We start from the raw sequence: 19505 nt of genomic DNA, 5'->3' as shown, positions 1-19505 counted from the left end.
GGCACGGGTGCCACGGGCGCTGCGGTGTGACGGTGGGTCAGCCGCGTGCGGCGGGCTTGGGCAGCAGCTGCACCGAGACCGCCACCACGACGGCCAGCGCGGCCAGCACCTCGCAGCCCAGCACGAAGGCGTGGGTGAACGAGGAGGGCTGGACGGTGCTGCCGAGCGCGTTGTAGAAGAGGTTGCCGATGATCGCGACGCCCAGGGCGGTGCCGACCTGGACGGCAGTCGACATCACACCGGAGGCCGCGGCGGCGAACTGCGGCGGGATACCGGCCAGCACAGTGGCGGACAGCGGAGCCATCACCATGCCCATCCCGAAGCCGGCCACCAGCAGCGCCGGGGTGATCCAGCCGATCGCCCCGTCGGTGCCGAGCCCGTCGGCGGTGATCTCCAGGACGACCAGACCGACGGCCAGCACGACCGAGCCGACCGCGAGGGCCTGCCGGCCGAGCTTGGCGCCGATCTGCTTGGCCAGCATCGACGCCAGGAAGAAGCCGGTGCCGAGCGGGACGAAGATCAGACCTGACTCGAGCGCGGACAGGCCGTGGCCCTGCTGCAGGTAGAGCGCGAAGACCAGGAAGAAGGTCGACATCACCGCGTAGAACAGCATGGTGGTGATCAGACCGACCGAGAAGGCGCGCTGCCGGAACAGCGCCATGTTGACCAGCGGTGCGCCGCCCTTGGCACCCAGCAGGCGCTGGTGGACCGCGAACACGGCGAGCAGCACGGCGGAACCGGCCAGGCACTCCCACGTCCAGGCCGGCCAGCCCTCCTCACGGCCCTTGATCAGCGGCAGGATGACGCCGACCAGACCCAGCGTCACCAGGGCGGTGCCGACCAGGTCGAGCTTCGAGCTGCCGGTGCCCTTGGACTCCGGGACGTGGCGCGGGGTGAGCAGCAGGACGACGGCCCCGATCGGCACGTTGATCAGGAAGATCGCCCGCCAGCCGAGGCCGAACAGGTCGGCCTTGATCAGCACGCCGCCGATCAGCTGCCCGAACACGCCGGCGAAGCCCATCGCGATGCCGTACGCGTTGAAGGCCTTGAGGCGGTTCGCGCCGGTGTACGCGATGCTCAGGATGGCCAGCACCTGAGGCATCATCAGGCCGGCCGAGACGCCCTGGGCGACCCGTCCGACGATCAGTTCACCGGCGTTCGGCGCCACGCCGCAGCCGGCGGACGCGACGGTGAACAGGGCCAGGCCGATGGCGAACATCCGCCGCCGGCCGTAGATGTCGCCGAGCCGGCCGGCCGTGATCAGCACGGCCGCGACGGCGAGGCTGATGCCGGCCACGACGAACTGGATCGCCCCCGTGCCGGCGTGCAGGTCCTCCTGGATGGACGGGATCGCGACGTTCACGATGAACATGTCCAACGTGATCATAAAAGTGGGCGCCAGTACCACCGGCAGGGTCGCCCAGTTGGGGCGGTCTTCGGCCGGGGCCGCAGCCGGCCCCGCTTTCGTGCTCAGGTCCGCGGTGTCGGTCATCGGTGCGAACTCCTTGTCTCACGTCGGAGGTTGTTCGAATACGGTCTGTGATCGTCTGAATACAGCACTGTTTCCGGGATGGTCCCCGACCGCGCTGGAGCGGCACTGGAGGGGCCCTGGAGCGTCAGTGCCCGGTCGCGACCGCCCGCCGCAGGTGGCGCACCAGGTCGGAGGTGACGGCGAGGGCGTGCTCCGCGTGGTCGATGTAGAAGTGGTCGCCGACGAACTCGCTGTTGCCGAGGTAGTCGGGGGAGCGCTTGTCCCAGGAGGCCATCGCCCCCGGGTCCATCAACGGGTCGGACTTGCCGCTGTACGCCACGATCGGGCAGTTGGTGGCCGCGCCGTCGTCGACGTAGGTGGAGACCACGGCCAGGTCGGCCCGGAGCGCCGGGACGATCATGCTCAGCAGGTCCTGGTTGCCGTAGACCTCCTCGGGGAACGAGCCGAGGGTGCGCATCCACGTCACCAACTCGGGTTCCGGCATCAGGCTCTGTTCGTACGTCACCTGCGAGAACCCCTCGGGCGCCCAGCCCGAGGCGCCGATCAGCACCGGCGCGGGCTGCCCGTCCCGGGCCATCAGCAGCGAGACCCGGTAGGCGAGTTGGGCGCCCAGGCAGTGCCCGAAGAAGGCGTAGGGCCGGTCGTCGAGGTCGTCCGCGATCGCCTCGTAGGCCGCCTCCACCAGCGGCTCGATCTCGGTGAACGCCGTCTCGCCCAACCGCTTCTCACGGCCCGGCAGCTGGACGATCTGGTGGGCGATGTCGGACGGCAGGTACTCGTGCCAGTTGCGGTAGATCGTGCCGCCGCTGCCCGCGTGCGGGAAGAGGAACAGCCGGATCGTGGCGTCGGGGCGGATCTCGGCGGGCTGCAGCCACTGGCCGGTGGCGGTCGGGGTCGTCATGCTCTCTCCTGGGGTGAGGCGGTGGTGGTCAGCCGACGCTGGCGCGGACGGCCGGCAGGACGTGCTCGGCGAGCTCCTTGAACTGCCGGGCGGCGTCCAACGAGCCGATCCGCAGCACCACATGGCGGGCACCCGCCCGGACGTAGCCGGTGAGCCACTCGGCGCACTCCTCGGCGGAGCCGTAGCCGTACGCCTGGATGCCGGTCATCACGTCCAGCGGGCGGCCGTAGTAGCCGCGGACGTACTCGTCCAGACCGGCGGCGGCGCGGGCCCGGTCGGGGTCGACGTTCAGGGTGGCGTACAGGCCGGGGACGACCGCGTCCGCGGGCCGGCCGTGCTCGGCGAGCAGCTCGCCGATCCGCCGCCAGGCCCGGTCGTACGCCTCGGTGGTGGGCAGGAACGGCAGCCAGCCGTCGTAGCCCGTGGCGACCCGCTCCAGCACCCGCGGGGTGTCGCTGCCCGCCAGCCAGACCCGCGGGCCGGCCGCGGTGGCGGCGGGCGGCAGCCGGTGCAGCAGGTCCGCCGACAGGTGCTTGCCCCGGAAGCTGCCGGCGGCCGGATCCCCGCCGCTGCCCCAGGCCTGCTTCCACAGCCGGACGGTCTCGTCCAGCCGCCCGGCCCGGCCCGCGAACGGGACGCCGACCGCGTCGAACTCGGCCTCGCTCTCCGGCATCGGAAAGCCCGCGCCGACGCCCAACTCCAGCCGGGAACCGGCCGCGTGGTGCAGGCTGGCCACCATGTTCGCGCCGACCAGCGGGTGCCGCAGGGCGGCGGTGAGCGCGCCGGTGCCCACCGAGATCCGGGAGGTGGCCCCCGCCACGGCGGCCAGCACGATCAGCGGGTCGAGCCGGGGGCGGGCGGTGAGCGAGTCACCCGTCCACACCGAGTCGAAACCCGCCGCCTCGGCCTCCCGGGCCAGCTCCAGCAGCGGCCCGACGGCGTACTCGCCCGTCATCGCCATCTCCCGGGTGGGGAGCAGCAGCCCGAAGCGCAGCGGTTGGGTCGTGGTGCTCATTGCGGACTCCTCGTCCTCGACGGTGGGTCAGACCTGCGCGGGGACGGCGGCCCGGGCGGCCAGGTGGCGTTCCCGCAGCACCCGGCGCAGGATCTTCCCGGTGGGGTTGCGCGGGATGCTGTCGACGAACTCCCAGCGGCTGGGGGCCTTGTAGTCGGCGAGCCGGCCGGAGAGGAAGCGCTGCAGGTCGCGCGGCCCGGCCTGCTGGCCCGGCCGCAGCACCACACAGGCCAGCACGGCGTCGCCCCACAGCTCGTCGGGCACCCCGAGGGCCGCCACCTCGGCCACCGCCGGGTGCTCGCCGAGCGCCTTCTCGATCTCGGCGGGGTAGATGTTCTGCCCGGCCGCGATGATCGTGTCGTTGATCCGGTCGCAGAGGAACAGGTAGCCGTCCTCGGTCAGGTAGCCCGCGTCCCCCAGGTGCAGCCAGAGCCCGACCAGCGTCTCGGCGGTCGCCTCGGGCAGCTGGTGGTAGCTCAGCATCCTGGCCGGGGTGAACACGCAGACCTGGCCGATCTCGCCGGGCGGCAGGGTGCGCCCCTCGGCATCGACGATCTTCAACTGGTGCCCGGGGCACGCCTTTCCGGCCGAACCGAGCACCGGGCTGCCGGGGTAGTGGTCCTCCGGCGGCAGGCAGACCGCGACCGTCCCGGTCTCGGTGCTCGCGTAGATCTGCGCGAACTCGCACCCCAGCATGGCCAGGCAGCGCTTCAGCAGGGACTCCGAGATCGGCGCCGCACCGTAGGCCACCTTGCGCAGCGATCCGAACGTCGCCGGGGTGACCCCGGGCTCCTCGATCATCATCTGCAGCATGGCCGGCGCGGCGAAGGTGGTGGTCACCCGGTGCGTCTCGATCAGCCGGACGGCCTCCTCGCTGACGAACATCCGCATCACCACGTTGGTGCCGCCCGCCGCGAAGCCGTGCATGAACCAGCCCATGCCGGCGATGCTGAAGCCGGGCAGCGAGATCAGGTTGACGTCCTCCGGCAGCCAGTCGATCCAGTGCTGGCCGCTGCGCCGCATCGCCTCCGGCAGGGTGAAGAAGCTCCGGTGCGCGAGCACCACACCCTTCGGAGCGCCGGTGGTGCCGCTGGTGTAGATCTGCAGGACCGCGTCGTGGGAGTCGGTGCCCGGATCCAGGTCGGTGTCCGGCTGGTCGGCGTGCCAGTACCGCTGGCCGCCACCGACCGGGCCGGGAGCGGCCAGTGGCACCACCGACCAAAGCGAGGGCAGTTCCGCCCGGATCCGGTCCACCAGCGGCCGGAACGCCTCCTCGACGAAGAGGAGTTCGGCGCCGGAGTCGCGCAGGATGTGCTCCGCCTCGCCGGAGGTCAGCCGCCAGTTGACCGGCACCAGCACCGCGCCTGCCTTGGCGCAGGCGAGCGCGATCTCGTAGTAGTGCTCGGACTCCTTGCCGAGGTACGCGACCCGGGAGCCCCGGTGCAGACCGGCCGCCAGCAGGGCGTGCGCGGTGCGGTTGCTCTCCCGGTGCAGCTCCGCGTAGGTGGTCACCCGGCCCTCGCAGATCACCGCCGGGTGCCCGGGGCGCTGCCGGGCGTGCCGGGCGGAGACGGTGACGAGGGTCTGGACGGTGCTTTCGGTCATGGCCGCTGCGGACCTTTCACTCGAAGTTGCGGTCGGCCTACTGGCCCTACTGGCCCTGCGGGTGGCCCGGCACGAGCCCGAGTTGGGTGTCGACATGGGCGGCGAGCAGGGCGGCCGTCGGGTAGTCGAAGGCCATCGACGGCGGGAGCGGGACGCGGAGCGCCGCCTCCAGCGCGTTCTTCAGGTCGATCGCCACCAGTGAGTCCAGGCCGACCTGGGCGAACTCGGTGTTCGGGCCCACGTCGTCCGGGTCCTCGATGTGCAGGACCTCGGCGACCCGGAACCGGATGAAGTCGGTGATCCCGGCGATCCGCTCCGGCTCCTGGAGGGTGCGCAGCTGCGCCACGTCGATCGTCCGCGAGCCGCCCTGCTCCGCCCGCACCAGGGCGCTGTACAGCGCGTTCACCACCGGCTTGGCGGCCGAGAAGCGGTCCCAGTCGCACTCCCCGGCCACCAGCTGCGCGGGGCCGTCGCCGCGGCCCAGCAGCGCCACCAGGGTGTCCAGGGCCCGGGTGGGGGTGAAGAAGGTGATGCCCTCCCGCTCCAGGGCCTTGACGTGCTGGGCGCTCAGCCTGGCCGACATGCCGACCTCCGACCACGGGCCCCAGTTGACGCCCAGCGCGGGCAGCCCCTGGCCGGCCCGCCAGTGCACCAGCTGGTCCACGAACGCGTTGGCGGCGGCGTAGTTGGACTGCGAGGCGCCGCCGACCACCGCGGCCGCCGACGAGAACGCGACGAAGAAGTCCAGCTCGGGGAAGTCCGCGGCGGCCTCGTGCAGCAGCCAACTCCCGTACACCTTGGCGCCGAACAGCCCGTCGATGCTCTCCCAGGTCTGGGCCGAGACCGGGGCGTCGGCCAGCGCACCGGCCGCGTGCACGATCCCGCCGAGCGGCTGCTCCGCCTGCCGGAGCGCCGCCAGCACCCGCCGGGTGTCCTCGGCGTTGCCGATGTCGCCCTGAAGCACGGTCAGTTCGGCCTCGCCGCCGAGCTGTTCCCGGATCGCGGCGGTCTCGGCCGCCGTCAGCGGGCGCCGGCCGAGCAGGGCCAGGTGCCGGGCGCCCTCCTTCACCAGCCGCTGGGCGGTCACCAGGCCCAGGGCGCCGAAGCCGCCGGTGACCAGGTAGGTGCGGTCCGGGCGGATCGGCGTGCTCTCGGCCGGCCGGGTGGCCTGCTCGGCGGGCAGCAGCCGCCGGACCCGGCGTACGCCGTCGCGGTACGCGACCTGGAAGTCCCCGGTGTCCTGGGCGAGCCACTCGGCGGCCAGTGCCTGGTCCCCGGCCGCTCCGGCGGGCAGGTCGACCAGGGTCACCCGCAGCATCGGGCGCTCGTTCAGCAGGACATGGCCGAATCCCCACAGGGTGGCCGCGGCGAGCCCGCTGCCGTCGCCCGCCGGGTCGCCGGGCAGCACCTGGGCCTGCCGGGTGCCGAGCCAGAGGCGCAGCCCGACGGCCGTTCCGTCCTGCTCCAACTCGTCGAGCAGAGTGAGGAGTTCGCGGTAGTTCCGCTCGCACTCGGCGCGCAGCCGGTCCACCCCGGCCGGGCCCTCGCCGGACTGCCAGAGCCAGGCCAGATCGGTCGCGCCCTCGGTGCGCAGCAGCTTGACGGCCTGCTCGGGCGTGCCGACCAGGGACACCCGCAGATCGGGCCCGGCGGGCTCGGCGAAGGCGTCCGGGTCGGCGCCCAGCACCACCACGTGCCGGGAGGTCGGCGCCTCCGGTGCGGCGGCCTGCTCGACCCAGGTGGGCACGTGCAGGAAGTGCCGCTCGCCGGTCTCCTCCTCGGTGCCGGGGCCACTGCCGTTCGGCAGCCAGTAGCGCTTGCGGTCGAAGGCGTAGAGCGGCAGCCCGATCCGCCGGCGGGGCCGGTCCCGGTGGAAGCCCGGCCAGGAGACGGGCTGCCCGGCGGTGTACATCTGGGCCAGCGAGCGCAGGACGGTGAGTCCGTCCTGCTCCTTCGGGTGCAGGCTGCTCAGCCAGCGGTGCTCGTCCGCCGCCACGCACTTGCGTGCCAGCGTGGTCAGTGCGGTGGACGGCCCGATCTCGACGAAGACGTGCTTGCCGCGCCGCTCGACCGCCCGCATGCCGGCCTCGAAGGCCACCGGCTCGCCGATGTGCCGGACCCAGTACTCGGGGTCGGCCAGCTGGGCCGGCCGGGCCACCTTGCCGGTGAGGTTGGAGATCAGCGTCAACTGCGGCTGCTGGAAGCGGATTCCGGCCAGCACGGCACGGAACTCGTCGAACACCTCCGCCATCAGCGGGGAGTGGAAGGCGTGCGAGACCTGCAGCTGCTTCACCGCGAGGCCGCGCTCCTGCAGGACCGCCGTCACCGCCGCCAGCGAGTCGCTGCCACCCGAGATCACGCACTGGTCAGGGGAGTTGACGGCTGCCAGGGCCAGATCGGGGTACCCCTCCAGCAGCGGGGTCACCTCGGCGGCGGGTGCCGGCACGGCGGCCATCCCGCCGGGGGCGGAGACCGACTGCATCAGCCGGGCGCGGGCGGCCACCAGGGTCACCGCGTCCTCCAGGCCGAACAGCCCGGCCACCGCCGCCGCGACCACCTCGCCGATGCTGTGCCCGATCAGGGTGCTGGGCCGGGCGCCCCAGTCCATCCACAGCTGGGCCAGCGCGTACTCCAGGGTGAACAGCGCGGGCTGGGTGAACCGGGTCTGGTGCACGGCCTCCTGGTCCTCGCCGACCCCGAGCAGCAGATCCCGGACGGACCGTCCGAGCAGCGGGGCGAACAGCCGGTCGCACTCGTCCACATGGCGGCGGAACACCGGGTAGCGGTCGTACAGCGGCCGGCCCATGCCGGGGTACTGCGAGCCCTGGCCGGTGAACAGGAACGCGGTCTTGCGGGCCTCCGGGGCCTCGACGGCCCGGCGGTCCAGCTGGGTCAGCCCCTTGGCGAGCAGGCCGTCCAGGTCCTCCCGGCCGCCGACCACGCCGGCGATCCGCAGCGGGAAGTGCGAGCGGCCGACGTTGGAGGTGTGGCAGAGGTCGGCCAGGTCGAGGCCCGGGGTCCGCTCCAGGTGCTCCTGGTAACGCTCGATCAGCTTGCGCAGCGACCGCCGGTTCTTGGCGGAGAGGGTGAAGACCTGGCGGGCGCCGGACTCCTCGGCGTCGGTGTCGGCGGCGTAGTCGGGTGCCTGTTCCAGCACGACGGCGGCGATGGTGCCGCCGAACCCGAAGCTGTTGACCACGGCGCGCTTGGTCTCGGCGGGCCACGGCCGGTTCTCGGTGGGCACCGTCACCGGGTAGCGGTCCCAGGGGATCCGGCCGGACGGCGTACGGAAGTTGAGGTGCGGGTAGATCACCGACTCGCGCATCTGCAGCAGCGTCTTGATCACGCCCACCAGGCCGGCCACCGGCTCCATGTGGCCGAGGTTCGTCTTCACCGAACCGACGGTCAGCGGCGCGGCCTTGGTGTGCGACTTGGCGAACACGTCGCTGATCGCACCCATCTCGATCGGGTCGCCCAGCGGGGTGCCGGTGCCGTGCGCCTCGACGTACTGGATGTCCTCCGGGCGCAGCGCGGCGCGGTGGATCGCGGCCCGCATCACCGCCTCCTGGGCCGGGCCGTTGGGCACGGTCAGGCCCGCGCTGTCGCCGTCCTGGCCGACGGCGGAGCCACGGATCAACCCGAGCACGGTGTCGCCGTCCCGCTTGGCGTCCGACAGGCGCTTGAGCACCACCACCGCACAGCCCTCGGCGCGGACGTAGCCGTCCGCCGACTCGTCGAAGGTCTTGCACTGGGCGTCCGGGGCGAGCATGTTGGCGTTGGAGAAGATCACCGGGATCCGCGGGTGGTGCAGCGCGTTCACCGCACCCGCCAGCGCGATGTCGCACTCCCGGTGGCGCAGCCCCTGGACCGCCGCGTGCACGGCGGTCAGCGAGGAGGCGCAGGCGGCGTCCAGGCTCACGCACGGGCCGCGCCAGCCGAGGAAGTAGGAGAGCCGGCCGGAGAGCGGGAAGAAGGTGATGCCCGAGGCCAGGTGGCCGTCCAGCTGCTCGTACGGGAGCGATTCGAGCTCCAGCGCGTAGTCGATCGAGCTGGCCCCGATGTAGACGCCGCCGTTGCCCCGGCGCAGCGGCGCGGGGTCGATGGTGGAGTGCTCCAGGGCCTCCCAGGCGGTCTCCAGCAGCAGCCGCTGCTGGGGGTCCATGTACTGGGCTTCCTTGGGGGAGATGTTGAAGAACCCGGCGTCGAACAGGTCGACCCGGTCCAGGAAGCCGCCGCCGGCGGCCCGGATCCGGCCCTGGGTCGGCTCGCCCTCCGCGTCCGCCGGGTCGGTGAACCGCGCCAGGTCGAAGCGGTCCGCCGGGAAGGGGCCGATGCCCGACCGGCCGTCGCGCAGGAAGTCGGCGAACTCGTCGGGGCTGTTGCTGCCGCCGGGGAAGCGCAGCCCGACACCGACCACGGCGATGGGTTCGTACTTCTCCAGCATCAGGTCCTTGAGGAGCTCCTGCTGCTTGCGCACGGTTTCGAGGGCGCTCTGGAGCTGATCCCCCACGGGTGCGGCGGTGTCGGGCATGGCTTCCCTTCCATACGGCGGCGGGAGAGGTCCGCCGGTGCTCAGGACTGGTAGAGGTCCTTGAGGATTTCGTCGAGCAGTGCGTGGTCCTGCGCGACCGGGGCGTCGTCCGCCGGCGCCTCGGTGCCGCCCGGCAGCAGACCCGACAGGTGGGTCACCAGCGCGTCGACGGTCGGCTCGTTGAACATGGTGTTGGCGCTGATCGCGAGCCCGAGCCGCTGCTCCAGCCGCCGCTTGATCTCGGTGAGCCGCAGTGAGGTCAGCCCGAGGTCGAAGTAGCTGCGGTCCAGCGGGAGTTCCTCGTCCGGCTCCAACAGCATCGTGACCCGGAACTCGGCGGCCACCAACTCCCGCAGGGCGTCGGCTCGTTCGGGGGCCGACAGCGAGATCAGCTGCTCGGTGGCAGCGGTCGCGGTCATCGGACCGGCCTCCGGGCCGGCTGGTACGGGCTCTGGTTCCTCACAGCGATCGCCTCCGTCTGCTTCGTGGACCCGCGCAGGTCGGGCACCATGCGAACACCCGCGCCTGACCCGGCCCTGACCCGAGGCTGACCGATCACCGCAGAGACCGCTCCAGCGGCGGTCCAGTGCAGCTCCACCCCCCTGCGTCAAGGTGGTGTGCGTCGCTGCCCATCGGGTGGTGCCGGTGCTGAGCTTCGTAGACCGTAGGGAGTTTTGAACATGAGTGATCTCAACGACGTGGTGACCCGTTACCTGGCCATCTGGAACGAGGCCGACGCCGGCAAGCGTGCCGCCGCCATCGCGGACCTGTTCGCCGAGGGCGCCACCTACACGGACCCGCTGGCCGACGTCGAGGGCCACGAGGGCGTCGCCGCGGTGATCAGCGGTGCGCGCGAGCAGTTCCAGGGCTTCGTCTTCAACCAGCACGGTGACGTCGACGCGCACCACAACATCGTGCGCTTCCAGTGGGAGCTCGTCCCGGCGGCCGGCGGCGAGAACGTCGTCATCGGCTTCGACGTCGCCGCCCTGGACGGCGCCGGCAAGATCAAGAGCATCCACGGCTTCCTGGACAAGGTCCCGGCCGGGCTCTGAGCCCCGCCCAGCTGTCTCTCCGGTCGCCGTCAAGGGCCGGGAACGAAGGAAGGCCCCCACCGTGAGGTGGGGGCCTTCCGACCGTCTGTGCGCCGCCAGGGACTCGAACCCCGGACCCGCTGATTAAGAGTCAGCTGCTCTAACCAACTGAGCTAGCGGCGCCTGTCTGACGTCGAAGACTCTACGCGACACCGGCGGGAACTCCGAAATCGTGACCGGTCGGTCACGGTCAGCTCGGGGCCTCGGCGCCCTTGCGGGCGTAGAACCACCAGCAGACCGCCAGGCAGACGGCGTAGAAGCCGACGAAGACCCAGAGCGAGCTGGTGACCGGGAAGAGCGCGAACATCGCCGGGATGAAGAAGAAACCGAAGGCGGCGATCGAGGCGGAGAAGCCGGTGACCGCGCCGGCCTCCATCTCGGCCTGGTGCCGGGCCTCCTCCTGGGCCTCGGGGTCGGGGCCCGCCGCGGCGCGGTGCTGGTTGAGGAAGATCACCGGGATCTGCCGGAAGGTCGAGCCGTTCCCGATGCCGGAGAAGAAGAAGGCGCACAGGAAGCCGCCGTAGAAGACCCAGAAGTTGCCCTGGTCGCCGCCGGCCGGGAGGGCGTTGATCACCACGATGACCGAGGCGCCCATCCCGACGAACGAGATGATGGTGCACCAGGCGCCGCCGGTCTTGTCGGCGATCCAGCCGCCGAGCCAGCGGGTGAGGGCGCCGATGAACGGGCCGACCCAGGCGTACTTGGTGGCCGAGTAGGCGGAGTCGATCGGGGTGAAGGTGGTGTTGATCAGGTTCGGCAGGGCGGAGGCGAAGCCGATGAAGGAGCCGAAGGTGCCGACGTAGAGCACCGTCATCAGCCAGTTGTGCTTGCGCCTGAAGATGATCTTCTGCTTGCCGAACGGCGCGGCGGCGACCTTGAGGTCGTTCATCAGGAACCAGGCGGCCAGCGCCATCACCACCAGCAGCGGCACCCAGAGGAAGGCCCCGTTCTGGAGCCAGACCTCGGTGCCGTCCTTCTGTTTCTGCGGCCCGCCGGCCGGCGGGCCGAGGATGCCCGCCGTGATCACGATCGGCGCGACCAGCTGCACCACACTGACGCCCAGGTTGCCCAGGCCGCCGTTGATGCCGTTGGCGTTGCCCTTCTTCGCCTTCGGGTAGAAGAAGCCGATGTTCACCATCGAGGAGGCGAAGTTGGCGCCGCCGACGCCGCAGAGCGCGGCGATCGCGACCATCACCCCGTACGGGGTGGAGGTGTCCTGCACGGCGAAGCCGAGCCAGAGCAGCGGGCCGATCAGGATGATCGTGGAGAAGGCGGTCCACTTCCGTTCGCCGACCACCGGGCCGACGAAGGTGTACACCAGCCGGAAGATGCCGCCGGTCAGGCCGGGGATGGCGGTCAGCCAGAACTTCTGCGAGTCGCTGAAGGTGAAGCCGACCTTGTTCAGCTGAACCACCGTCACCGACCAGACCTGCCAGACCACGAAGGCCAGCAGCAGGGCGGGCACCGAGACCCAGAGGTTGCGGTCGGCCACCTTCCTGCCGGTGGCGGCCCAGAACGACGGGTCCTCCGGCTCCCAGCGGGAGATGGTCGCGCCGGGGCGGTAGCTCTCCTTGCGGTGCCCCGGGGCCTTCTCGTCGAGAGTGCTCAACTCTGCCTGCCTCAGTAGCTGTTCAGTGATCGCGCGGCGAGATCCGCCACGCCAGGAGGACGACCAGGAAGGAGGCCGCCGACAGACCGGTGCACCACCAGGCGACGGTGGTCTCGCCGCGCATCCAGGCGTCGGTGGCCACGGTCAGTGCCCACAGCTGGCCGATCACCACGGTGATCGCCAGCACCAGCCGGGCGGTCAGGATCGCCGACCGTTCCGGCTGCTGCTCGCCGCCCGCGCCGGGGCCCGGGCCGGTGTGCCGGACCCGGGGGTCTGCGTAGCCGCTGGTGGCCCGGATCTGCGGATAGCGTTCCGGCACCGGGCGGTTGAGCCGGGGCTCGTCGCTGCCCGGGTGGTAGTCCGCCGGGAAGTGCGCGGGCAGTGGCTCGGGGAGCTGCTCGGGCCCGGTCATGACGCACCGTCCGTCCGGCCGCAGCCGGCCCGTTCCGCCAGCACCGGATCGGTGTCCGCCAACTGCCGGCACAGCCCGGCCTCCTCCGTCTCGCCGGAGCGCGCGGTGCCGATTGCCCAGACCGCGCCCTGCTCGTCCTCGACCATCACCACCCGGGGCAGCGGGCGGGGCGGCGGCCCGGCCGTCACCTCGCCGGTCCGGGCGCTGAACACCCCTTCGTGGCACGGGCAGTAGAGCTCGCCCTCGGCGCCGCGCTGCTTCCGCCAGAGCACCCCGCAGGCCAGGTGGGTGCAGACGGTGGAGTACCCGACCACCGAGCCGTCGGTGAGCCGGATCGCCATCGCCCGGTCGTGCTCGCCGGGGTAGTTGAAGGTGACCGCCTGTCCCTTGGGCAGGCGGTCGGCCACCTTGAGCGGGGGAGCGGTGCCGTCGCCGTGCCGGTGCAGCACCCCGGCCGAGACCACCGTGGAGCCGACCACCAGGCCGCCGGAGACGGTGGCCACGATCCGCAGGTAGTCCCGCCGGGTGGTCAGCGAGTCGGCGCTGATCCGGTCGACCAGCGCCTCCTGCTCGGCCGGCGTCGGGGCGGGTGGGGTGGTGGTCATGCGGGCGCTCCGTTCCCGGGCGTGGGGCGCCCGTTGACCTCGATCACTCTCAGCAGGCCGCCCGCCGGGAGCCCGTCCGAGCGGGTGGCCGCCGCCCCGGCGTCCGCCAGGACGTCCCCCACCAGCAGCCCGCCGGCCGGCAGTCCGCCGGGGACGGCGGCCCGCTGCTCGGCGGGCACCACCATCGCCACACCGGTGGAGACCGTCACGTCGCCGAAGGCGAACATGGTCGAGACGTCCACGTTCGGCCGCTCGGCCTGGAGCTCCTCCAAGGTGCCGTAGAACAGCGCCCCGGTCGGGCAGACGGTCGCGCACATCGGGGCGAGCCCGTAACTGGTGCGGTCGTAGCAGAGGTTGCACTTCATCTGGAGCTTGGCGTCCAGATCGATCTTCGGGACCCCGAACGGGCAGGCGTTGACGCAGTTCGCACAGCCGATGCACCGGGTCGGGTCGGCCTCCTGCACCACGCCGTCGGCGGTGATCAGGATCGCGTCCGCCGGACAGACCTCGGCGCACGGGGCGACCGGGTCCTCGCAGTGCATGCAGACGGTCGGCAGCGAGGCCACCGAGTTCCCCTCGTCGGGGTAGTCCAGGTGGATCATCGACTTGCCGCGGTGCGAGTCGCACTCCCGGCAGGCCGAGACGCAGGCCTGGCAGCCGATGCAGCGGCCCGGGTCGATGAAGATCGTCCTGCCGAGCACGTCAGCCCCTCTCGGAGGTGCCGCGACCCTGGGGTGAGGTCGGCGGCAGCGGGTCGGTCCGGGACACCTGGGCCTCGGGGTACGCCTCCCGGCCCGGCGGGGTGGGCGGCGCGGGCACCTCGTCGAGCGCGCTCGCCCGCTCGATCCGGACCGCGCAGACCTTGTACTCGGGGATCTTCGAGCGCGGGTCCAGCGCGTCGATGGTGAGCGCGTTGGCGGCCACCGGCGAGGGCCAGTGGTACGGCACGAAGACGTGGTCGGCCCGGATCGCCTCGGTCACCAGCGCGGGCAGCACCGACACCCCGCGCCGGGTGACCACCCGGACCGGATCACCGGTGCGGAATCCGTGCGAGGGGTGCACCTCGACCCAGGGGCGCGGGGTCTGCTCCACCAGCGCCCCGAGCCGCCGGGTCTGGTTGCCCGAGAGGAAGTGCGCCACCGTCCGGCCGGTGGTCAGCGTCATCGGGTACTCGTCGCTGTACGGGTCGGCCGGCGGGTGCCACTCGACCACCTGGAGGTGCACCCGGCCGTCCGGGTGGTACGTCTTCCCGCCCTCGAACAGCCTTGGCGTGCCCGGGTGTTCGAGGTCCGGGCAGGGCCAGGCGAGGCCGCCGGTGGACTCCAGCCGCTCGTACGTGATGCCGTAGTAGTCGATCACGGTGCCGCGCGAGGCGGTCCGCAGCTCGTCGAAGACCTCGCGCGAGCCGGGGAAGTCGAACTTGTCGCCGACCCCGAGCCGGCGGGCCAGCTCGCACATCACCCAGGTGTCGGTGCGGACGCCGGCCGGCGGCTCCTGGGCCTTGTTGTGCTTGACCACCCGGGCCTCGGCGTTGGCCATCACGCCTTCGTCCTCGGCCCAGGTGGTGACCGGGAACACCACGTGCGCGTTGGCGGCGGTCTCGGAGAGGAAGAAGTCGAACTGGGCGTGGAACTCCAGCTTGTCGTACCCGTCCTTCACCACCGCGTAGTTGGGCAGCGAGACGAACGGGTTGTTGCAGATCCCGATCAGGCCGCGGATCTCCTGGCGCTGCATCTGCCAGACCATCTCCATCATCGAGGTGCCGGCCGGCGGAAGGTCCGCCTCGTCGATGCCCCAGATCGCGGAGATCTGCCGCCGGTGCTCGGGGTCGTTGATGGAACGTCCGCCGGGCAGCAGGTCGGACTTCTGGCCGTGCTCGCGGCCGCCCTGGCCGTTGCCCTGACCGGTGATGGTGCCGTAGCCCGCGCCAGGCTTGCCCAGGTTCCCGGTCGCCGCACAGAGGTTGATGACGGTCAGGCAGTTCTCCACACCCTGGGTGTGGTGCTCGATGCCGCGCGCGTGCCAGGCCATCGCCTTCCCGGCGGTGCCGAACATCCGGGCCGTCTGGACCACCTGCTCGGCCGGGATGCCGCAGATCGCGGCGGCCCGCTCGGGGGTGTACTCCTTGACGGTCTGCCGGACCTCGGCCCAGCCGGTGGTGTGCGCGGCGACGAACGCCTCGTCCACCAGGCCGTCCTCGATCACCACGTTCAGCACCGCGTTGAAGAAGGCCGCGTCCGTCCCGGACTTGAGCGCCACGTGCAGGTCGGCGGTCCGGGCGATCGCGGTCTCCCGTGGGTCCACCACGATCAGCTTGGCGCCACGGTCGCGGGCGCCCCAGACGTACTGGGTCATCACCGGGAAGCACTCGCCGACGTTGGACCCGGCGATCAGCAGGCAGTCGGTCTGCAGGATGTCGGAGAACGGGTTGCCGGCCCGGTCGATCCCGAACGCCAGCTTGTTGGCCCCGGCGGCGCTCACCATGCAGAGCCTGCCGTTGTAGTCCACGTGCCGGGTCTTCAGCGCGACCCGGCCGAACTTGCCGACCAGGTAGGTCTTTTCGGAGAACAGGCTGGCACCGCCGAGCAGCCCGAAGGCGTCCGCCCCGTGCCCGCCCTGGATCCGGCGGATCTCGTCCACCGTGTGGGAGAGCGCCTCCTCCCAGCTCACCTCGCGGAACGGCTCGTCCCGGGAGCGTCGCATCAGCGGTGCGGTCAGCCGGTCCGGGTGGTTGACCTGCTGGTAGGCGTTGATGCCCTTGGGGCAGAGCCGCATCCGGTTGATGTCGTGGTTGCGCGGCTCGACCCCGAAGACCTTGCCCGCGCTGTTCACCCGCAGGTACATCCCGCACTGCACCCCGCAGAAGCAGCAGTGCGTCGGCACCAGCGTCTGCTCGGTCTGGTCGGCCCGCCAGGCGGCGGCCGGCAGCCCGCCCGCGTCCCGGAAGTCGCGGGTGCCGCGCGGGGCGACCGTCGGGTCCACACGCTCGCTCACTTGAAGCCCTTCTTCACCTGGGAGAGGTAGGCGCTGCCGCGCAACACCCGCTTGCAGCGCGGGCAGTACTCCGCCCACCGGTCGAAGCCGAGGCTGAGGTCCTGCATGGTGCCGCGCAGGTTCGCCACGTACTCGGGGGTGTCGATCGGCTCGCCGCACTTGCGGCAGGCGAACAGGTCGTCGGCGGCGTCGGGGGTCTTCTTCTTCGTCGTGTACTTGAACAGCTGCATGCCGACCGCCGCCGGGCGCTGGACGATGTGGAAGAACTTGCCGAACGGCAGGTAGACCAGGGTCAGCACCACCGAGGCCATGTGCAGGATGGCGAGGAACTCGTAGCCGCCGCCGTGCAGGAAGACCGAGGAGAAGGTCAGCAGCAGGCCGGTCACCGAGATGGTGATCAGCGCGAGCAGCGGGACGAAGTCGTAGCCGAAGCGCTGCCCGGTGGTGGCCGCGCGGTCCCGCATCCGGCGCCAGAGGAAGTAGCCCGCCCCGCCGATCACCATCACCGCGGCCAGGTCGAGCCCGTGGTACATCGCCCAGCCGAAGAAACTGCCGGAGTCGAAGCCGAGCACCTTGAAGCCCCAGATCCGCATCTCGTAGCCGGGCCCGGCCGCGCTGGAGGCGGTGAAGGTGAACCAGCCCCAGGTCAGCGGGAAGGTGATCGCGGCGGCCAGCAGGCAGCCCCAGAACATCAGCTGATGGGCCGCCCAGCGGGCGTGCGAGCGGGCGCCGAGGAACTTCTGGAAGCCCAGGTAGGTGACGATCATCCGGGGCAGCGCGGTCGGCGCGGACCGCAGGTTCTGCCAGGACAGCGCCGAGCGCCAGCCCTGCCTGAACAGCCGCCGGGCGGCGGGTGCGGAGATCCACACCACGTAGCGGTGGACCACTCCGAAGGTGAGGAAGACGGTGGCCACCGCGTACGGGACCAGCGCGGAGTCGAAGTCCCTGAGACCCCGGCTGCCGAGCACGATGGCGAGGACCAGGAGCAGCGACGCCCCGGTGGCCACCATCGTCGCCCGGACAGCCGTGGACTGTCGTTGTGCCACCTGCGCGCTCCGTTCGGTCGACTGATTCGCAAGTTACTGACGGTCCGTCGGCTGCGCGCGTGGAGAGGTCCGAGCGGGTGAGTGCGGGGCCCGGCGGCTCAGCGCGGCGGGGGGAGCCGGGAGAGGAAGACCCGGAAGGCTTCGGGGTCGATGCCGTACAGCCCGTCGAACGGGTAGTCCATCTCCTTGATGGTGACCAGCAGCAGGGCCATCAGGCCGGCCATGGTGGCCACCATGACGATCTGCACCAGCAGGTTGGGCAGCCCGAAGAAGAAGGTGAAGCCGACCGTGACCACGGCGCCGATGATCAGCGCCACCCAGAGCAGGGTGGGCACCACGTCGTCGATCTGGTTCAGCCGGGCCCGGCGCTCGCTGGCCAGCTGCTCCACGTCGGCGACCAGCTGCTGGTAGATGCCCTGCAACCGGGTGTCCTCACCGGGCTGGAAGCTCAGCGCGGTCTCCCTGATCCGGTAGATCATGGTGGTGGCGGTCGGGTCGGTGCGGTGCCGGGTCATCATCGGCCACTCCACGGTGATCACCTCGTGGGCGTAGCCCAGGGTGAGCTGCTCCAGCTCGGGGCCGGCCGGCGCCGGCATCTGCCGGGACAGCCAGTACACCCCCGCCACCGCGTCGGCCTCCTTGAAGGTGGTGACCTTGGCCGCCTCGGTGTTCTCCCAGACCACGATGACCACGAACGCCAGCAGGACCGCGTAGAGCACGCCGACCATGGAGAACAGCACGCCGCCGACCTCGTTGAACGGCATCCGCCGCCCGTTCGGCACCAGCCGGTGGGTCAGGTAGAGGCCGAGGGCCACCAGCACCATCGGGGCCACCAGCAGCGCGACGTCCGCCGCGCTCACCGGGGCATCTGGAGTGACGGAGCGTCAGGAAGTATCCACATGGGGTCATTCTGTGCACGCGGTGCCACCGGCCCGCGCGGCGGACTGCTCCAGCCGGGCCCCGGCGGGCCGTGTCGACCGGGACGTGGTGGCCGCACCGCCCGGGACGAAGTGCACTCCGGCCGGTGACCTTCGGCCGGTCGGCCCGCGCCCCGGACGGCGGGAGGCTGGCCTTATGCCGCACTCACCCGCGCTCGCGCTCGACGACATGCTGGCCCAGGCCGCGAAGAAGGCCGAGCTGGCCCGGCGCCGACCCGGTCGCTACCTGGTCTCGGCCGTCCAGGCCGGGGTGTACATCGGGCTCGGCGAGGTGCTGCTGCTCTCGGTGGCGGCCCCGTTCGACCTGGCGCACTCGCCCGCCGTCCGGCTGCTGGAGGGCGCGGTCTTCGGGGTGGCGCTGATCCTGGTGGTGCTCGCGGGCGCCGAGCTGTTCACCAGTGCGGCGATGGTGATGGCCTTCGGCCGGCTCGGCCGCCGGACCGGCCGGCGCGACCTGGCCCGGGTCTGGGGGCTGGCACTGCTCGGCAACCTGGCGGGCGCGGTCGGGCTGGGCCTGCTGATGCACGCCACCGGCCTGCTCGGCACCGCGCCGGCCGGCAAGATGCTCGGCGAGCTGATCGCGGCCAAGAACGCGCTGACCGGCGGCGAGCTGTTCACCCGGGCGGTGCTCTGCAACCTGCTGGTCTGCCTGGCGGTCTGGATGGTGGCCCGGGTGCGGGGCGACGGCGCGAAGATGGCCGCGCTCTGGTGGCCGGTGTTCGCCTTCGTGGCGGCCGGCTTCGAGCACTGCGTGGCCAACATGGCGCTCTACGCGCTGGCGATCACCGACGGCCGGGCCGGGGTGGGGGACCTGGCGCGCAACCTGCTGTACGTGGTGCCGGGGAACGTGGTCGGCGGGGCGGTGCTGGTGGCCGGGGCGTACTGGTTCACCCGGCCCACCGAGGCCCGTGCCGGGGAGCGCACCCGGCCCTGAGGGCACCACCCCACCGCCAACGGCACCGTCGGCCCGGTCACGCGGGCCTGCGGTGCCGTCCTGCCGCCTGCTCGTCGTGCCGTCGGCCCAGCCAGCCCATCAGGGCGAACAGGGTGACCAGCCAGACCACGCTGAACACGGTCAGCGCGATCACGTTGTCGGTCTCCACGGCGATCAGGGCCAGGCCGACCGAGACGGACAGCAGCAGCACCATGGTCATCGAGCTGACCTGCTCCAGCAACTGCCAGGCACCGCGCGGTCCACCGACCTTGCGGGGTTTGGCGTACCGCTCGGGGCCGAACTCCGCCTGGGGTTCCGTCGTCATCCCAACC

General features: G+C 71.7%; 15 protein-coding genes, 1 tRNA gene and 1 pseudogene. 2 read left to right on the top strand and 15 right to left on the bottom strand.

Features of this window, described 5'->3' with window-relative positions; all coding sequences use genetic code 11:
- Positions 1-37 precede the first annotated feature (37 nt).
- From OHV05_RS11165 to OHV05_RS11140, 6 genes are all read right to left on the bottom strand, one after another.
- A complete protein-coding gene (locus OHV05_RS11165) occupies positions 38-1492 on the bottom strand; it encodes an MFS transporter (RefSeq protein WP_405017538.1) in 1455 nt (484 codons plus the stop codon).
- A gap of 124 nt (positions 1493-1616) precedes the next feature.
- Positions 1617-2393 carry a thioesterase II family protein gene (locus OHV05_RS11160; protein WP_405017537.1) on the bottom strand — a complete coding sequence of 259 codons (777 nt, stop codon included), beginning with the start codon at positions 2391-2393 and terminating at the stop codon, positions 1617-1619.
- Between the two features lie 28 nt (positions 2394-2421).
- A complete protein-coding gene (locus tag OHV05_RS11155) occupies positions 2422-3408 on the bottom strand; it encodes an LLM class flavin-dependent oxidoreductase (RefSeq protein WP_405017536.1) in 987 nt (328 codons plus the stop codon).
- Positions 3409-3435: 27 nt separating this feature from the next.
- Positions 3436-5013: a fatty acid--CoA ligase gene (locus tag OHV05_RS11150; RefSeq protein ID WP_405017535.1), complete on the bottom strand. Its 1578-nt coding sequence runs from the start codon at positions 5011-5013 to the stop codon at positions 3436-3438.
- 46 nt (positions 5014-5059) lie between these two features.
- Entirely contained in the window at positions 5060-9544 is a 4485-nt protein-coding gene (locus tag OHV05_RS11145) for a type I polyketide synthase (RefSeq protein ID WP_405017534.1), read from the bottom strand.
- A 41-nt stretch (positions 9545-9585) separates the two neighbouring features.
- Complete coding sequence (locus OHV05_RS11140) at positions 9586-9963, bottom strand: acyl carrier protein (protein ID WP_405017533.1); 378 nt, start codon at positions 9961-9963, stop codon at positions 9586-9588.
- Between the two features lie 261 nt (positions 9964-10224).
- On the opposite strand from OHV05_RS11140, the gene OHV05_RS11135 reads away from it, so the two are divergent.
- A complete protein-coding gene (locus OHV05_RS11135) occupies positions 10225-10596 on the top strand; it encodes a nuclear transport factor 2 family protein (RefSeq protein WP_403040364.1) in 372 nt (123 codons plus the stop codon).
- A gap of 88 nt (positions 10597-10684) precedes the next feature.
- Here OHV05_RS11135 and OHV05_RS11130 read toward each other — a convergent pair.
- From OHV05_RS11130 to OHV05_RS11095, 8 genes and pseudogenes are all read right to left on the bottom strand, one after another.
- Positions 10685-10758: transfer RNA gene (locus OHV05_RS11130), tRNA-Lys, on the bottom strand.
- A 67-nt stretch (positions 10759-10825) separates the two neighbouring features.
- Entirely contained in the window at positions 10826-12244 is a 1419-nt protein-coding gene (locus OHV05_RS11125; protein WP_405017532.1) for an MFS transporter, read from the bottom strand.
- Positions 12245-12266: 22 nt separating this feature from the next.
- Positions 12267-12656, bottom strand: coding sequence for a DUF6755 family protein (locus tag OHV05_RS11120; RefSeq protein WP_405017531.1), 390 nt, complete (start codon positions 12654-12656; stop codon positions 12267-12269).
- Positions 12653-13261 (bottom strand): ubiquinol-cytochrome c reductase iron-sulfur subunit, encoded by a 609-nt coding sequence (locus tag OHV05_RS11115; protein ID WP_405017530.1) that lies wholly within the window; start codon positions 13259-13261, stop codon positions 12653-12655. The genes OHV05_RS11120 and OHV05_RS11115 overlap by 4 nt, the downstream gene beginning before the upstream one ends.
- Positions 13262-13398: 137 nt before the next feature.
- Positions 13399-13962: pseudogene (locus OHV05_RS11110) on the bottom strand (4Fe-4S dicluster domain-containing protein); the annotation flags it as partial.
- Position 13963: 1 nt separating this feature from the next.
- Complete coding sequence (locus OHV05_RS11105; RefSeq protein ID WP_405017529.1) at positions 13964-16255, bottom strand: molybdopterin oxidoreductase family protein; 2292 nt, start codon at positions 16253-16255, stop codon at positions 13964-13966.
- On the bottom strand, positions 16252-17265 hold the full coding sequence (locus tag OHV05_RS11100; protein WP_405021431.1) for an MFS transporter: 1014 nt from the start codon (positions 17263-17265) through the stop codon (positions 16252-16254). Before OHV05_RS11100 ends, OHV05_RS11105 begins: the two co-directional genes overlap by 4 nt.
- Positions 17266-17399: 134 nt before the next feature.
- Complete coding sequence (locus OHV05_RS11095) at positions 17400-18161, bottom strand: hypothetical protein (RefSeq protein ID WP_405017528.1); 762 nt, start codon at positions 18159-18161, stop codon at positions 17400-17402.
- Positions 18162-18375: 214 nt separating this feature from the next.
- Between OHV05_RS11095 and OHV05_RS11090 the strand changes: the two genes are divergently transcribed.
- Complete coding sequence (locus tag OHV05_RS11090; RefSeq protein ID WP_405017527.1) at positions 18376-19173, top strand: formate/nitrite transporter family protein; 798 nt, start codon at positions 18376-18378, stop codon at positions 19171-19173.
- Between the two features lie 37 nt (positions 19174-19210).
- Here OHV05_RS11090 and OHV05_RS11085 read toward each other — a convergent pair whose 3' ends face one another.
- Complete coding sequence (locus OHV05_RS11085) at positions 19211-19498, bottom strand: hypothetical protein (protein ID WP_405017526.1); 288 nt, start codon at positions 19496-19498, stop codon at positions 19211-19213.
- Between the last annotated feature and the right edge of the window lie 7 nt (positions 19499-19505).

It is taken from the genome of Kitasatospora sp. NBC_00070, from assembly GCF_045041205.1.
In the GTDB taxonomy this organism is placed as follows: Bacteria; Actinomycetota; Actinomycetes; order Streptomycetales; family Streptomycetaceae; genus Kitasatospora.
This window is presented reverse-complemented; position numbering and strand designations above follow the sequence as displayed.

What these genes read in the sequence shown, in the direction of transcription:
- OHV05_RS11090 (WP_405017527.1), top strand. Translation starts at nt 18,376, where the DNA reads ATGCCGCACTCACCCGCGCTCGCGCTCGACGACATGCTGGCCCAGGCC.
- OHV05_RS11120 (WP_405017531.1), bottom strand. Translation starts at nt 12,656, where the DNA reads ATGACCGGGCCCGAGCAGCTCCCCGAGCCACTGCCCGCGCACTTCCCG.
- OHV05_RS11165 (WP_405017538.1), bottom strand. Translation starts at nt 1,492, where the DNA reads ATGACCGACACCGCGGACCTGAGCACGAAAGCGGGGCCGGCTGCGGCC.
- OHV05_RS11155 (WP_405017536.1), bottom strand. Translation starts at nt 3,408, where the DNA reads ATGAGCACCACGACCCAACCGCTGCGCTTCGGGCTGCTGCTCCCCACC.
- OHV05_RS11135 (WP_403040364.1), top strand. Translation starts at nt 10,225, where the DNA reads ATGAGTGATCTCAACGACGTGGTGACCCGTTACCTGGCCATCTGGAAC.
- OHV05_RS11100 (WP_405021431.1), bottom strand. Translation starts at nt 17,265, where the DNA reads ATGGTGGCCACCGGGGCGTCGCTGCTCCTGGTCCTCGCCATCGTGCTC.
- OHV05_RS11160 (WP_405017537.1), bottom strand. Translation starts at nt 2,393, where the DNA reads ATGACGACCCCGACCGCCACCGGCCAGTGGCTGCAGCCCGCCGAGATC.
- OHV05_RS11085 (WP_405017526.1), bottom strand. Translation starts at nt 19,498, where the DNA reads ATGACGACGGAACCCCAGGCGGAGTTCGGCCCCGAGCGGTACGCCAAA.
- OHV05_RS11150 (WP_405017535.1), bottom strand. Translation starts at nt 5,013, where the DNA reads ATGACCGAAAGCACCGTCCAGACCCTCGTCACCGTCTCCGCCCGGCAC.
- OHV05_RS11145 (WP_405017534.1), bottom strand. Translation starts at nt 9,544, where the DNA reads ATGCCCGACACCGCCGCACCCGTGGGGGATCAGCTCCAGAGCGCCCTC.
- OHV05_RS11115 (WP_405017530.1), bottom strand. Translation starts at nt 13,261, where the DNA reads ATGACCACCACCCCACCCGCCCCGACGCCGGCCGAGCAGGAGGCGCTG.
- OHV05_RS11140 (WP_405017533.1), bottom strand. Translation starts at nt 9,963, where the DNA reads ATGACCGCGACCGCTGCCACCGAGCAGCTGATCTCGCTGTCGGCCCCC.